Source organism: Brevibacillus schisleri, assembly GCF_055685845.1.
Genome location: NZ_JBVNDM010000001.1, coordinates 2,352,297 through 2,365,992, shown reverse-complemented (window position 1 = coordinate 2,365,992; position 13,696 = coordinate 2,352,297). Strand labels below are relative to the sequence as shown.

At 47.7% G+C, this 13,696-nt stretch carries 14 protein-coding genes; 8 read left to right on the top strand and 6 right to left on the bottom strand.

The window, feature by feature from the left end:
- Positions 1-59 precede the first annotated feature (59 nt).
- Complete coding sequence (gene thiD, locus ACUUHJ_RS11740) at positions 60-854, bottom strand: bifunctional hydroxymethylpyrimidine kinase/phosphomethylpyrimidine kinase (RefSeq protein ID WP_289677408.1); 795 nt, start codon at positions 852-854, stop codon at positions 60-62.
- A gap of 108 nt (positions 855-962) precedes the next feature.
- Between thiD and ACUUHJ_RS11735 the strand changes: the two genes are divergently transcribed.
- From ACUUHJ_RS11735 to ACUUHJ_RS11725, 3 genes are all read left to right on the top strand, one after another.
- Entirely contained in the window at positions 963-1,769 is an 807-nt protein-coding gene (locus tag ACUUHJ_RS11735; RefSeq protein WP_289677407.1) for a sensor histidine kinase, read from the top strand.
- Positions 1,766-2,413: a response regulator gene (locus ACUUHJ_RS11730; RefSeq protein ID WP_012685827.1), complete on the top strand. Its 648-nt coding sequence runs from the start codon at positions 1,766-1,768 to the stop codon at positions 2,411-2,413. The genes ACUUHJ_RS11735 and ACUUHJ_RS11730 overlap by 4 nt, the downstream gene beginning before the upstream one ends.
- Positions 2,414-2,494: 81 nt before the next feature.
- The gene (locus ACUUHJ_RS11725) at positions 2,495-2,899 is read left to right on the top strand and encodes an SET domain-containing protein (protein ID WP_012685826.1); all 405 of its coding nucleotides are present in this window, start codon (positions 2,495-2,497) and stop codon (positions 2,897-2,899) included.
- An 86-nt stretch (positions 2,900-2,985) separates the two neighbouring features.
- Here the strand turns inward: ACUUHJ_RS11725 and ACUUHJ_RS11720 are convergent, their stop codons facing one another.
- Genes ACUUHJ_RS11720 through ACUUHJ_RS11705 form a run of 4 tightly spaced genes read right to left on the bottom strand, consistent with a single transcriptional unit; the run spans position 2,986 to position 6,863 of the window.
- Positions 2,986-4,440 carry a M1 family metallopeptidase gene (locus ACUUHJ_RS11720; protein ID WP_472298952.1) on the bottom strand — a complete coding sequence of 485 codons (1,455 nt, stop codon included), beginning with the start codon at positions 4,438-4,440 and terminating at the stop codon, positions 2,986-2,988.
- Positions 4,441-4,464: 24 nt separating this feature from the next.
- Positions 4,465-4,917 carry a GNAT family N-acetyltransferase gene (locus ACUUHJ_RS11715; protein ID WP_472298951.1) on the bottom strand — a complete coding sequence of 151 codons (453 nt, stop codon included), beginning with the start codon at positions 4,915-4,917 and terminating at the stop codon, positions 4,465-4,467.
- A 16-nt stretch (positions 4,918-4,933) separates the two neighbouring features.
- On the bottom strand, positions 4,934-5,926 hold the full coding sequence (locus tag ACUUHJ_RS11710; protein WP_472298950.1) for a TIGR03943 family putative permease subunit: 993 nt from the start codon (positions 5,924-5,926) through the stop codon (positions 4,934-4,936).
- A 10-nt stretch (positions 5,927-5,936) separates the two neighbouring features.
- Entirely contained in the window at positions 5,937-6,863 is a 927-nt protein-coding gene (locus ACUUHJ_RS11705; RefSeq protein ID WP_472301176.1) for a permease, read from the bottom strand.
- Between the two features lie 252 nt (positions 6,864-7,115).
- On the opposite strand from ACUUHJ_RS11705, the gene ACUUHJ_RS11700 reads away from it, so the two are divergent.
- The 3 genes from ACUUHJ_RS11700 to ACUUHJ_RS11690 all read left to right on the top strand — a co-directional run bounded on the left by ACUUHJ_RS11700 (position 7,116) and on the right by ACUUHJ_RS11690 (position 9,718).
- Complete coding sequence (locus tag ACUUHJ_RS11700; RefSeq protein ID WP_012685821.1) at positions 7,116-7,505, top strand: ArsR/SmtB family transcription factor; 390 nt, start codon at positions 7,116-7,118, stop codon at positions 7,503-7,505.
- 143 nt (positions 7,506-7,648) lie between these two features.
- Positions 7,649-8,689 (top strand): flavin-containing monooxygenase, encoded by a 1,041-nt coding sequence (locus ACUUHJ_RS11695; protein ID WP_472298949.1) that lies wholly within the window; start codon positions 7,649-7,651, stop codon positions 8,687-8,689.
- A gap of 27 nt (positions 8,690-8,716) precedes the next feature.
- Positions 8,717-9,718, top strand: a complete 1,002-nt coding sequence (locus tag ACUUHJ_RS11690; protein WP_472298948.1) for a cation diffusion facilitator family transporter — start codon at positions 8,717-8,719, stop codon at positions 9,716-9,718.
- 49 nt (positions 9,719-9,767) lie between these two features.
- On the opposite strand, the gene acsA is transcribed toward ACUUHJ_RS11690, so the two are convergent.
- On the bottom strand, positions 9,768-11,483 hold the full coding sequence (gene acsA, locus ACUUHJ_RS11685; protein WP_472298947.1) for an acetate--CoA ligase: 1,716 nt from the start codon (positions 11,481-11,483) through the stop codon (positions 9,768-9,770).
- A 163-nt stretch (positions 11,484-11,646) separates the two neighbouring features.
- Here acsA and ACUUHJ_RS11680 point away from each other — a divergent pair, with 163 nt between their 5' ends.
- Both ACUUHJ_RS11680 and ACUUHJ_RS11675 read left to right on the top strand, forming a co-directional pair.
- Positions 11,647-12,546 carry a metallophosphoesterase gene (locus ACUUHJ_RS11680; RefSeq protein ID WP_472301174.1) on the top strand — a complete coding sequence of 300 codons (900 nt, stop codon included), beginning with the start codon at positions 11,647-11,649 and terminating at the stop codon, positions 12,544-12,546.
- A 42-nt stretch (positions 12,547-12,588) separates the two neighbouring features.
- A complete protein-coding gene (locus ACUUHJ_RS11675) occupies positions 12,589-13,596 on the top strand; it encodes a PucR family transcriptional regulator (protein WP_472298946.1) in 1,008 nt (335 codons plus the stop codon).
- Positions 13,597-13,696: the final 100 nt, after the last annotated feature.

Below are 13,696 nucleotides of genomic sequence, written 5' to 3'. Positions count from 1 at the left end.
CCCTTCAGCGATTGTTTGTACGGTATCGCTGTGGGGCATTCATTTTTGGATTCGTCAAATCAATCTACAACCGCCCAGTGATTGGTCGGCCCATGCCCGCCACCTAATTGCGGAGCTGTCTTAATAGCTTGGAAGATAAAGCGATTTGCTTTTTCAACCGCAGTGATGAGCGGTGTATTTTTGGCTAACTCTGCTGTAAGAGCCGCTGAGAACGTACAACCTGTGCCATGCGTATGGCGTGTATGAATACGCTCATGGGATATTTCATGGAATGCGGCACCATCGAATAAAATATCAACGACAACGTCCCCTTGCATATGTCCACCCTTCATCAGGACATTGCGGGCGCCTAACGCATGTATCGCTTTTGCCGCTTCGCGCATCTCATCTGTCGTCTCGATTCTCATGCCAGTCAAGCATTCTGCTTCCGGCAAGTTCGGTGTGACGACTTCCGAGAGCGGCAACAGCTCTGTTTTCAATGCAACGATCGCCTCATCCAGCAGTAGCTTTGACCCTCCCTTAGCGATCATCACTGGGTCTACCACCAGCTTTTTCAGGCCAAATGCTTTGAGCTCTTCTGCAACAGCACGAATGATATCAGCGTTGAACAGCATGCCCGTTTTCGCCGCGTCAGCGCCAAGATCACGCAGCACCTCATGCATTTGCTGGGCAACTGCCTCTGTCGGCAACGGATACACACCTGCTACGCCCAATGTATTTTGTGCAGTGATTGCTGTGATCGCACTCATTCCGTACACACCATGTTGATGAAAGGTTTTCAGATCTGCCTGAATCCCAGCTCCCCCACCGCTATCTGAACCCGCTATCGTCAATGCTTTCGCAATCGTGCTCATGATATTCCCTCCTGCTTTCCACCTTTTCTCACCTGAGTATACCATCCGCTCGTCCCATTCGGTATACTAAAGGAATGTTTGCCAGCAGTCATGCAAGGAGGCATCTGCATGTCCTATCGGATTTTTTATTGGTTGACCTTTTTGATTCCAACCATCATCATCGGGGGTTTTGAATTCATCCGTCACGACTTTCTGTTGCCCTATATGTCTATGGAAGCCGGAAATGTGTACATTACCCTCTTGACGCTCCTACTCTCTTTTTTATTCGCTACCTGGATGTTTCACACCCTTAAACAAATGAATGCACGAATTATCGAGGAACAAGCTCGTCGCGCTGTTTATGAAGAGCGGGAACGCCTTGCCCGCGAATTACACGACGGAATTGCCCAGTCTCTGTTCTTCCTCAACGTAAAGCTGAAGCAGGGACACTTGGACGATGCACGGATCGCTGTATCTGCCATCGACAATCATGTACGGCAAGCCATCTTTAACTTGCGCTCATTGCCAGAAGAAGGCAGTCTGGATCAGCGCCTTGAGAAATGGCTGGCGCAATGGAGCGCTTTATCTGGAATCGACGTTGCAAGCGAATTACATGTCAAAGACGGCTTTTTTACTCCCACCGCAGAGGTACAACTGTTCGGGATCATCCAGGAAGCTTTTGCAAACATTCGCAAGCATTCTCTGGCTAAGCATTCGTGGATTCACCTCACGACAGATGAAGCAACTGGCTGGGTTCTCTCCGTTGAGGACGATGGCATTGGGATTTCTAACCCTTCTCCCGATACGAAAAAATACGGTCTGTCCATGATGCGCGAGCGAGCACGCCAGTTGAACGCCTCCATCGACATTCAGTTACGACCGGCAGGCGGTACGATCATCCGCTTATCTTCTCATTCAGGAGGAAAAACACTATGAACGCTTACCGTGTATTGATCGCCGACGACCACCCGATGGCTCGTATGGCCATTCGTAGCCTGCTTGATCCCGATCCCTCTTTTGAAGTCATCGGAGAAGCACAAAATGGCGAGGAAGCCTTTCTCCTATGCGGACAAATACAACCGGACCTTGTGCTCATGGACATCAACATGCCGAAATGGAGCGGACTCGAAGCGACCCGCGAAGTCAAGAAAGCATACCCGCACATCAAGGTCGTCATTCTCAGCGTCTCCGATGACGTTGCTGACTTGATCACGGCCATTCAATTCGGTGCCCAAGGTTACTTGCTGAAAAATTTAGAGCCTGACGACTGGATTAACTACTTGCATGCCTTGCTCGGCGAGGACAGTGAGTTGACCCGCGAAATGGCAACCCGGCTCATGTACCGCTTCCGTCAAGAAGAGGCGACGGATGAAATGGTACCAGCTGTTCTGACCCCGCGAGAGCGAGAGATTGTCATGTATGTGGGAGCCGGAAAAACGAATCGGGAAATAAGCGAAGCGCTGATCATCGCAGAAAACACTGTGAAAAACCACCTGAAAAACATTCTCGAGAAGCTGCAATTGGCTAATCGCGTCCAGCTCGCTGCTTATGCGGTTCGCCATCATTTGGTTATCAAATAAAAAACATTGCTTTCTGCTCGATCAACTGTCATCCTTAGAAAGATACGTTTTCCACAGACATAAGAAATGCAGGTGATCCGCATGATCGAAGTCAAGACCTCCAAACTTAGCAATGGAGAATTAAATAGAGGTGTATTTGCAACGCAAGATATCAGAAAAGGCGACCTGATTCATGAAGCGCCCGTGCTGCCCTATTTGAACGAAGAGCATGAGCATATCGAGAAAACCTTGCTCGCGGATTATGCATTTGAGTACGGTGCTAATCACACAGCCTTCTTGTTAGGGTATGGCATGCTATTTAATCATTCCTACACGCCAAATGCCACGTATGAGATTAACTTCGACAACCACACGTTTGACTTTTATGCGTATACGGACATTCAAGCGGGTGAAGAAATTTTAATCAATTACAATGGCGATGAGGATTGCGATGATCCTCTTTGGTTTTATGAAGACCAACAGAAAGAAACAGATGATACCAAATAAGTTTACGCCTTAAAAACAAGGAAAACCCGGAAACTAACACTTGAAAAAAGTGCCGTTATCCGGGTTGTTCTGTGTAGAGGGTCGTACTATAAACGCAGCCATTTCGCGAAGTACTGTTCATTCACCGGAAAATACGCTGTGGCAAAACGAACAAACTCAGGCGTATCCACCTGTTTGTAGGCGTACGTCTGATAATACGCTTGCAAAAACTCCCAGCCATCCGTCGCATCGCCATATGTTGTAATCAGCTTCCATAGCTCTTTTACAGGTTGACCGTACACCGGACCCACGATCGGTCCTTTGCCAAACTCATCCAGCGGCAGATTGGAAACCGATTGGGTCGCGTCAGCTTGTTCAGCAAAATAAAAGCTGGCATCCCCTTTTTTCTCAACATCGTAAAAATAGAGCGTCGTGGCAAGCTCTGTTATTCCTTCGTCCAACCAGGCGTGATGGAACGGATCATTCGAGACCACTCCATAGAACCATTGATGGGCAATCTCGTGCACCACGGTGTGACTTAAATCGGGGTCCACACTCCCCATGTGTCCGACCGTCACCACGCCTGGATATTCCATACTTGCGGTTTCATCCAACAGGATATCGAGTTGTTTATGGGGATACGGCCCCAATTTATCCGTAAATTGTTCAAACGATTTTTCCGCAGCTTGCAGGGCGACTGTCATCGCTTCCTTGTCTGCTTCCTTTCCCCATACCCGAAGCTCGACACCTTTGACCGTTTTGCTTATACTACGCATTCCTTTTACTACTGCAATGAATACTTCCTTCGTATTTTTCAGTTTTATTTCACCAGTCTGATTGTTAGACGCCTTATCCTGATCAGACGAGCTGATGACCGTATACCCTTTCGGCAAGCGATACGAAATAGAAAAATCCGCATGGCTCGTATGATACGATTCGCCTCGAAGCGAGTACGGCTTCTTATTCCATCCGTCTTTCCCCTGGTAGGTAGCTAGCATCGGATATGCTTGCGCCAAATGAAAGCCATTTTCCGTACGGTCAAAGCGCAGTCCTTTTCTCGGAACGGTAAACGCATATTTTACGATTACCTCTCGATTCTCATTTGGCGCAAGCTTTTCGGCAAGTGGGATGGCAAGCGTATCACCCGTCAGTTGATACTTGGATTTCACACCATTCAGTTTGACGTCACGAATTTTCACTTCGGCTGCGTCCTCGAAGAATGGAGGTTTGTTCTTTTTTGTAAATGCATTGGGCAGGAAATAAAAGATCAGCTGATCCCATTCGTCCTTGGAACGATTTTCAACGGTGATCTTGGCCTCAGCGGTAAACTTTCCTTCCGGCGACATCTCAAACTTCAGGTCGTACGAGCCTTTACTGCCATCTGCTATAGGCTTGGCTGTGAAGTCGTCTATCTTCCCCACCGCAGGAGACTGCGCCCCTACCCGTTCTGGCATCCACCAGCCACTCCCAGATCCACCGAGGACCAAAGCCAACAAGGAAGCCATTGTCGTGGCATTGAGCAAACGCTGCTGCCACTTGATTTCCTTCCTAATCGATATCAACGTAAACCCTCCCAACCTCTCTCCTTATCGTCGAATCGTTTTCTCGAAAAAAGATAGCCACAGATCGGGCTTCACTTCTTTTTTATCCGTCAAGGTAAATCCATGTCTTTCATACAATCGAACAGCTGGTTCATTCAAGGAACCAGTTGCTACGACGATCCTGCTGCAACCATGCTCGTGGACAGAGGCTAGCAATTGACTCCCGATTCCCTTGCGAAAATGAATAGGATCGACAATCATTCGGTGAATATCCAACGTCTCCCCCTCGATCATAAAAGAAACAGCCCCTGCCAGCTCGTCTCCCTCTATGTAGCCATAAAACGTTTCCCCACATGCCCTCAGTTGTTCTACTGATTCTCGCAGAGGTGGAATATCTTCTGTTCCAATTAACTCCGCCTCTACACAATACGCTCTTTTCTGCATGTTCCAAAGTTTTTGCACCGTTTGTTCATCCTGTAAATCTAGTCGCACGATCATTTTGTTTCCCCCGCTTTTAACTTTCTGGAGCTGATTCAAAGCTGTAATACACATAAGGATCTTTGGGAGCGGAGACGGCTTCAACCTGAGAGGCTTTGAGAACAAGCATGTCATATCCGTCTACCTGACGCAGCTCTAGCTTTCCGCCTACTTTTACCCAGCTATCTTTTTTCCATTTGTCCGCGTCCTCCTTTTCCACCAGAACCCCATAGACACTGGAGTCTGCTGTACAGCAGGTGACGGAAAACCGCGCTACGACAAACTGCTGCTTGGTAAAATCAGGCTGTCGATATACGAATCCCATTGTCTCAAGCTCTTTTCCAGCAAATTCTTTTGCATATAGCTCCATCGTGGTGAGTCCGTCCAGAAACACTTTGTCATTCAGTTCAATCACTGGCTGTTTATGTAAAAAGACGGCGATATCCGTGTAAAAGTCACCAAATCCCACGTTCGAGAATCGCTGCCGCAATTGCTCGTCGTTTGTTGCTTGCACCGGGGGTATTGCTACTTGATTGGTAGCCTCTGGCTGTGGTTTTATACTTGGCTCGGCATCTTCTTTGACTCCTGCTGTCTGCTTCACATTCTCTGTTGCATTCACATTCGCGTTCGCCGTTACATCCGCCAGCTTTCGTACATCATTGCTGAGTAGCGTGATCCCCCGCTTCTGTGCTACATCACTGCCAAGAATTTTATCCGGCATGAAAAATCCCATTAAAATGGGGAGCACAAACAATCCATAAACCAAAAAGGAGCCCATGGGTGTACGTGGTACTTTGTGCTGCTCCTCACAATCGCAATCGTAGACGCTACTGCCAACAAAAATTTGCCGTATGCTGACCATTGTCAGCAGAGCCAGAATGACGAGCGTGACATAGCTGAACATGTGCAAGCGGGGTGCGAGATAGTGACTGAGTGCTTCCGACAGGATCAAATAGGCCAACAATGCTGTAATGCCCGCCAAAATCAAACTGCGCATGATGTGATGACGCTTCAATTTATTCGGATCCATATTCTCCTCCTTACATCGGCATAAGCATAGTGACGCCAATCACCAAAAGCGTAATAGCTACGACCAGCTTGACAACAAAACCAAAGCGAAACGTTCCAAATAGCATCAACGTCGTTTTTAAATCGAGCATGGGACCGAAAACCAGAAACGCAAGCAACGAGCTGCTTGAAAACGTATTGGAAAAGGAGGCAGCAATAAACGCATCCGCCTCTGAACAAAGCGAAAACAAATACGCCATCCCCATCATGACAAAATGGGAGGTGAGCGGCGTTTGAACGATGTCCATGAGCGTATCCCGGCTGATGAACACCTGTAAAAGTGCACTGATAAACGCACCAAACAACAAATATTTCCCCATGTCAAAAAATTCGTCCACTGCGTGCGCAAATGTCGAGGACAGCTTTCCACTCGTCGCTTTTACATGATCGGCTTCATGACTGATTTGCGATTCCATGCCGAGCCGTATCGGATTTTTTTTGACAAACAAGAAGACAAGCATGCCCACTATGAGCGCAACAACGAATCCCGCAACGCCCCGGTAGAGAGCCATTTCCGGCTGACGGGCGAAAGCGACATAGGTCGATGACAAAACAACGGGATTCACAATCGGTCCCGCCAATAAGAAAACAATCCCGACTGACAGCGGCATCCCTTTTTGGATCAAGCGACGAACCACAGGGATAATGGCACATTCACAGACAGGGAACAAAAATCCGAGCAACCCGGCAAACGGCAGGGCCACGAGTGGATGCTTCGGTGTCCAACGCCTCACCTGCTCTTCTGTCACAAACGTCTGGATAAATGCCGAAAAGAATACACCCAAGAGGACAAACGGAATTGCTTCCAGCCAAATACTAAGGAAAAAGGTTTTCACATCAAGCCATAAAGGGGACCACTTTATGCTCCAACCGGAAAACAAGCTGCTGTCACTTCCCATCGTTAACCAAACGACACCTAGACCAAGCAGAAGCGCCCCGATTATTTCAACTAAAAATTGGCGAATCTTCAGAATCAAGCGGGAGTTCTCTCCTCTCTTTTTGTAAATAGGTATCATTCCTATTTATATAAAGACACCTATTTTTCCTTCTTGTCCTTACTTTTTTTACAAAATCAACAGGTTGTCCAGCCTTCCCTTCCCCCTGTATCCGTCTTATAATGGTGAAAAATCGTACGGTTCGGGGTGAATGAAGTGAGCGAAGACATTCAGCGCATTCCCACTGATCTGGAGGTTTGTGAAGTCCAGACGATCGATGAAGAAAAAGTAAACAGGCTTCGGCCTAGAATGACGGAAACGGATGGTGTCGCCCCTCTCTTCAAGGCTCTCGCAGACGATACGCGAGCAAAAATCATTTACGCGCTTGCACTTGAAGGAGAACTCTGCGTTTGTGATGTCGCAGCAACCATCAATAGTTCGATCCCGAATACCTCTCACCATCTGCGCTTGTTAAAAAACATGGGTCTCGCCCGTTACCGCAAAAGTGGCAAGCTCGTCTATTACTCACTCGATGACGATCATGTCCGCCATTTAATCATGTGTGGTATTGAGCATGCTGCCGAATTGAGGCAATCAAAACCGTAAATCCACTGGCTTTTAAACAGGTCCGTCACTAATAGTGGCGGCCTTTTTTGCTGATTTTCAAAAAACATTCAAATAATTACTTGAATATGATAATGAATATGGTATGATTTAGGTAATCAATTACCAGAAAGAAGGCCCAAATCATGAACGACTATGACGTCATCGTAATTGGCGGGGGGCAGGCAGGACTTGCTCTCGGATATGCACTCAAGCGTAAAAATCGCCGTTTTGTCATCGTGGAGCAAAACCAACGGATCGGGGACAGTTGGCGGCAACGCTACGATTCGCTGGTGCTTTTTACACCACGTAAACATAATCAACTACCTGGTCTTACGTTTCCCGGAGAGCAGAATACGCTCCCGAACAAGGATGAAGCGGCAGACTACCTAGAATTGTACGCCACACATTTCGAATTGCCCGTCATGCTGGGTACGACTGTTATGGAGCTCAGCAAAATTGGTTTCCGCTTCCAAGTACGGACACAAGACCGTCTGCTCTACGCGAAGCAAGTCGTCAGCGCAACAGGACCATTTCACACGCCGTTTATCCCAGGTATTGCGAACAGCTTGGACCACACCGTTCATCAACTGCACACTTCGCAGTACAAGAATGAGAGCCAGCTTATCGACGGCCCGGTCCTTGTCGTTGGCAGCGGCAACTCTGGGGCACAGATTGCGGTAGAGCTCGCCGCTCATCGACCCGTTATTTTTTCACAGGGAGATTCACGCTCTTACTTGCCAAACTTCATTTTTGGCAAACCTATATTTGATTACATGAAGACACTTGGATTACTCGATGCTCCCCACTCCACTTGGATCGGCGAGAAAATGCGCAGCTCACCCGATCCGATATTCGGCTACAAAAAGCAGGTGCGCGAGCTCTCTCGCTCAGGAGCATTGCGGTTGGTTTCTCGAACCGTACAGGTTAATGGGCGTACCGTTTATTTCGCAGATGGAACAGAAGCAACAGTCAATAACGTATTGTGGGCCACTGGCTTTCGACCAAACTACGATTGGCTGAGTATTCCAGATGTGCTTGATTCGAAAGGCAGACCCATTCATCTTCGGGGTATCACAAAAGTGCCTGGCCTCTCCTTTCTCGGACTTCCATGGCAGCATACGAGGGCGTCAGCGCTTATGGGCGGCGTAGGAAAAGACGCCCTTTATCTAGTGGAACATTTATAAATTATTTTCTATAAGGAGGATTCTATCATGGGCTTTCACCATCACGATCATGGAGATGGACACGATCACCATCACCATGGAAAAGGAGCCAGTAAACGAGCTCTTCTCATTTCTTTCCTCATCATTGCTGTATTTCTAGTTGTAGAAACCATCGGGGGCTTCCTCACCAATAGTTTGGCGTTGCTCTCTGATGCTGGGCATATGTTGAGCGATGCATTAGCACTTCTATTGAGCTTGATCGCTGTTCATTTCGCTGCACGACCACCTTCTGCAAAGAGAACATTCGGGTTGAAACGTTTTGAAATCTTGGCTGCACTGACCAATGGCGTGACACTTGTACTGATTTCCTTGTTCATTTTCTGGGAAGGGTTCCAACGCATGTGGAATCCGCCTGAGGTTGCCAGTGGCTCTATGATCATCATCGCCACAGTCGGACTCTTGGCGAATATTGCTGCAGCCATGGTACTCATGCGTGGCGATACCAAAAACAACGTCAATGTACGCAGTGCCTATCTCCACGTTCTCGGCGATCTTCTCGGTTCTGTCGGGGCAATCGTTGGTGGTATCCTGATGTGGGCTTTTGGCTGGTACATTGCCGACCCGATCATCAGTATCGTCGTGGCAGTCCTGATCATGCTGAGCGCATGGCGTGTAACGAAAGAATCCGTCAATATTTTGCTGGAAGGCGCCCCTTCACGGCTGGATACAACAAAAGTGGAAGAGTCACTCAGTCAGCTGCCTGGAGTTATCAAAGTTCATGACCTGCACATTTGGACGGTGACTTCCGGATTTGATTCCCTGACATGCCATCTGGTTGTCGAGGACAATTTGCCCAGCTACCCTGTGTTAAATGACGCACTGGTTCTTTTGGAAAAAGAATTCGGCATTACACACGCTACCATCCAGATTGAGAACTCTTCTACTCGACATGGTGACTTACATTGCCAGCCAACATCCGATTCCCACGATCACGATCATAACCATGAGCACGACCATCCACATGATCATAAACAACATAGCCATTCCTAAAAAAAGAAAACCATCTCCCGGCATTTTCGAGAGATGGTTTTTCTTGTGATTAATCTTCCATCGTAGACAGGTCACCAGTTGGTAGACCTAATTCCCACGCTTTCAAGACGCGGCGCATGATTTTTCCGGAACGCGTTTTTGGCAACTTGTCGCGGAATTCGATTTCACGAGGAGCAGCATGTGCAGCCAGTCCTTCTTTCACAAACTTGCGAATTTCTTCCATCAACGCTTCGCTTGGCTCATACCCAGCTCGCAGCGCGATGAATGCTTTGATAATTTCACCACGAACCGGATCTGGTTTGCCGATAACACCCGCTTCGGCTACTGCTGGATGCTCCACGAGCTTGCTCTCGACTTCAAACGGACCGACTCGCTCACCGGAAGTATTGATCACATCATCAATACGGCCTTGGAACCAGAAGTAGCCTTCTTCATCCTTGTATGCAGAATCCCCGGATACATACCAACCTGGGATGCTGAAGTATTCTTCGTACTTCGCTGGGTTGTTCCAGATTTGTCTCATCATAGCTGGCCACCCTGTACGGATTGCCAGATTCCCCATTCGATTCGGTGGCAGCTCATTTCCACGGTCGTCAATAATCGCTGCATATATACCTGGGAACGGTTTACCCATCGATCCAGGCTTGATCGCCATACAGCGATAGTTAGAAATCAGCTGAGCACCTGTTTCCGTCATCCACCAGTTGTCATGAATGCGTTGATTAAACACGCGCATGCCCCAGTGAACGACTTCCGGATTGAGCGGTTCTCCAACGCTCAGGACGTGACGCAGACTGGATAAGTCAAATTGCTTGACGAGTTCATCCCCTGCCCCCATGAACATACGGAACGTAGTGGGAGCACTGAACCAGATCGATACTTTGTTCTTCTCAATGACTTTATACCAGTCTTCCGGAGTGAAACGTCCGCCACGTACAACAATTGTTGCTCCATTCAACCAAGGTGAAAAAATGCCATAAGATGTACCCGTTACCCAGCCTGGATCGGCTGTGCACCAATAAATATCATCCTCTTGCAAGTCGAGAATCCATTTCCCAGTTTGGTAGTGCTGGATCATGGCATTGTGAACATGCAGAACACCCTTTGGCTTGCCCGTTGAGCCTGAGGTGTAATGGAGGATCATTCCATCCTCACGATCAACCCATTCGATTTCCAGCTCGGTGGAGGCTTCTTCCATCGCTTTTTCAAAGCTGATGTGACCTTCTTTTAGCTCCTCTTCTGCACCTACAACAATCACGTGTTTTAAGGCAGGCAGGTCGTTAACGGGTATGCGTGGCAATAGTGCAGGTGTCGTAACGATCGCAACGGCTTCGCTATTTTCCAAGCGATCACGCACAGCCGCTTCCATGAACGCTTCGAACAGCGGTCCTACAATTGCGCCAACCTTGATCGTACCTAAAACGCTTACATAAAGCTCTGGCGAACGTGGCATAAAGACGAAAACGCGGTCACCTTTTACAATGCCCAAATTCCGCAAAACATTCCCAAATTTATTGGATAATTCACTTAATTGAGCGAAAGTATAGGTCTCGTCTCTCGTCGCATTGCTGTACATCAAAGCGATTTTGTCTTTCCGATCAGTAGCGAGATGTCGATCAATGGCTTCATACACCATGTTCACTTTCCCGGTTTCATACCAAGAGAATTGCTTCTCCACATCTGCCCAATCAAAATCCGCATATGTTTCGTCATAATTTTTCAGATTATAAGGGCCTTCCGTTGCTGGAATTTTCTCAACGTTCATGTCTTCACTCTCCCACTCTACATCGTTTTTCTCACTACGCAACATTCATAATATTTCTACATTTTTTGCGTAATTCCTCCTGCCAGAACCTACTTATTCGATTGCGAACTTTTTCTTGTATAATGGACAAGTATTCTTACTGCAAAGGAGATGGCTGACCTTGATGATCTGGTTTATTTTACTTGGCGCTATCGCTTTGTTGCTTTTTCGGGCCTATCGCAATACATTTGATGTTCAAATAAAGGAAGTAGCAATACCCTTGCAAAAATCCCGGCACCTTCAACAACCACATGATTTTGAGCCGATTTCGATCTTGCATTTGTCTGATTTGCACATGGAAAACTTATCTGTATTGCCCCAGCGCATTGTCGATGACTTCTCGCAGCGTCAGGTAGACCTGATTGCGATTACCGGAGACTTGCTCGACCGCGACAAAAACATTCCGAAGGCAGTTGCTTTTGTACAATGTCTTATGCAATTACAGCCGACACTCGGAACTTATGTAGTTTTTGGCAATCACGACTACGTGCTTACCCCTTTCAAGCTTGCACAGTTAAAATCAGAGTTGGAACGAATTGGCTGTCGTGTTCTTGTCAATGAAAATGAAACGATCTATCACAAGGGGCAGCCCCTGCACCTTATCGGTGTGGATGATTTTAGCACGCGCCATAGCAACCTGGCCAAGTCTTTCTTCGGTGTTCCCGAGACTGGAGCAAGGCTCGTCTTGACTCATGATCCTAATATAGTTTTGCACATGAAGGAGTATGCTTACGATTATTTGTTATCAGGGCATTTTCATGGAGGACAGATCCATTGGCCTCGCCCCTTTCATCTCGTAAAGATGGGGAAACTGCCGAAGCAAAATATCGTGAAAGGTCTTCACGAGAAGGATGGTCGACCTTTTTATATCAGCGAGGGCCTGGGGCAGACAGGAGTAAACATCCGTCTGCGTTCCCGCCCCGAGATCACCTTGCATGTACTGGGCAGTGATACTCCACTTCATGAAATAGCCTCTCCAGCTCCGGCTCTTCAAGAAACCGCTGCCGTGCTAGCCCTCGACTAAGGTATAATAGCCTTACTTTCGTGTCGAGATGGGGGTCACCTTGTGGAAAATTGGAAGAGAGATGTCGAGCACATCCGACAAGCGACAAATTTACCTATTGAATATGTACAAGTCTCACAAACAGAAGCAGCACAGACCCAGCAGGATTGGCTACAAACAGGCTGGGAGCAAGTTGCCGTCCATTCGAGCAGCGATGTGATGACAGTGATCCTTATCGAAACGGCATCCTGGCATGCTTCAGCCCGAACGTTGTTGGATCTGATTTTTCCTCATGTGGATGATCCAGCGACGCTTCCCCTCCCAAAACAGATAGCCAATTGGCTTTCAAGCATGGTCTCCGGCCCCCCTATTGCCATCCCTGCTCAGCTGGAAGCAAAATGGCCGTGGAAAGAAGCGCGCGTCTCCTTTTTATTAGAGCGATGCAGACCGGATCGAAAGGGAGAATGGGATTTTTTGCAACCCTTGCTGCATGATTTTTTTGAAGGCGTACCCGATTTCATTCCGTTAACACAAACACATGCGCTTCTCGTCGTCCCTGTCTCCATGCTCGATCATCAAAAAACGGCCTCAGAGCTTTTGGAGTGGGCATCTGGCCTACATGATCTGATATCGATGGAATGGATGGAACCTGTTCGCCTTGTTGTCGGATCGCCAATCACGAGTCCACTTGCATTGGGCGACACTCTTTTACAGCAATTATCACTAGCTCGTGCCCTTCAAGCCTATCGGCCACAAATGATGGTCGCTGGAGATTGGTCTTATCCGCTAGAACGATGGGCAGCTTCTCTCCCCAAAGAAATAGCAGTCGCTCTCGCAAACGAGCTGGCCGCTGTCATAACTGTTCCGCACATGACAAATGAACAACTGGAAACATTAGATACGTTGTTCGCCAGACAATTGAATGTAAGCGATACCGCACGACAGCTTTTCCTTCACCGGAATACACTGTTGTATCGATTGGACAAGCTGACGGAACAAACCGGATTAGACCCGCGATTGTTTCCTGATGCCGTCTTGCTACAGCTCTACCTTCTCTTTCGTCAAAATTAACGAAACATTTTGTATATACTGTCCATATCCAACCTGCACGTGAATTGGTACCCTACCCTTATAGTCATCCAAGAATTTTCTCTCTTCACAATCCCGAGGA

Coding starts and splice junctions, on each gene's coding strand:
- acsA (WP_472298947.1), bottom strand. CDS start 11,483: ATGAACGTTGAGAAAATTCCAGCAACGGAAGGCCCTTATAATCTGAAA.
- ACUUHJ_RS11705 (WP_472301176.1), bottom strand. CDS start 6,863: ATGGGAAGTGACAGCAGCTTGTTTTCCGGTTGGAGCATAAAGTGGTCC.
- ACUUHJ_RS11730 (WP_012685827.1), top strand. CDS start 1,766: ATGAACGCTTACCGTGTATTGATCGCCGACGACCACCCGATGGCTCGT.
- ACUUHJ_RS11695 (WP_472298949.1), top strand. CDS start 7,649: ATGAACGACTATGACGTCATCGTAATTGGCGGGGGGCAGGCAGGACTT.
- ACUUHJ_RS11715 (WP_472298951.1), bottom strand. CDS start 4,917: ATGATCGTGCGACTAGATTTACAGGATGAACAAACGGTGCAAAAACTT.
- ACUUHJ_RS11710 (WP_472298950.1), bottom strand. CDS start 5,926: ATGGATCCGAATAAATTGAAGCGTCATCACATCATGCGCAGTTTGATT.
- thiD (WP_289677408.1), bottom strand. CDS start 854: ATGAGCACGATTGCGAAAGCATTGACGATAGCGGGTTCAGATAGCGGT.
- ACUUHJ_RS11725 (WP_012685826.1), top strand. CDS start 2,495: ATGATCGAAGTCAAGACCTCCAAACTTAGCAATGGAGAATTAAATAGA.
- ACUUHJ_RS11680 (WP_472301174.1), top strand. CDS start 11,647: ATGATCTGGTTTATTTTACTTGGCGCTATCGCTTTGTTGCTTTTTCGG.
- ACUUHJ_RS11690 (WP_472298948.1), top strand. CDS start 8,717: ATGGGCTTTCACCATCACGATCATGGAGATGGACACGATCACCATCAC.
- ACUUHJ_RS11735 (WP_289677407.1), top strand. CDS start 963: ATGTCCTATCGGATTTTTTATTGGTTGACCTTTTTGATTCCAACCATC.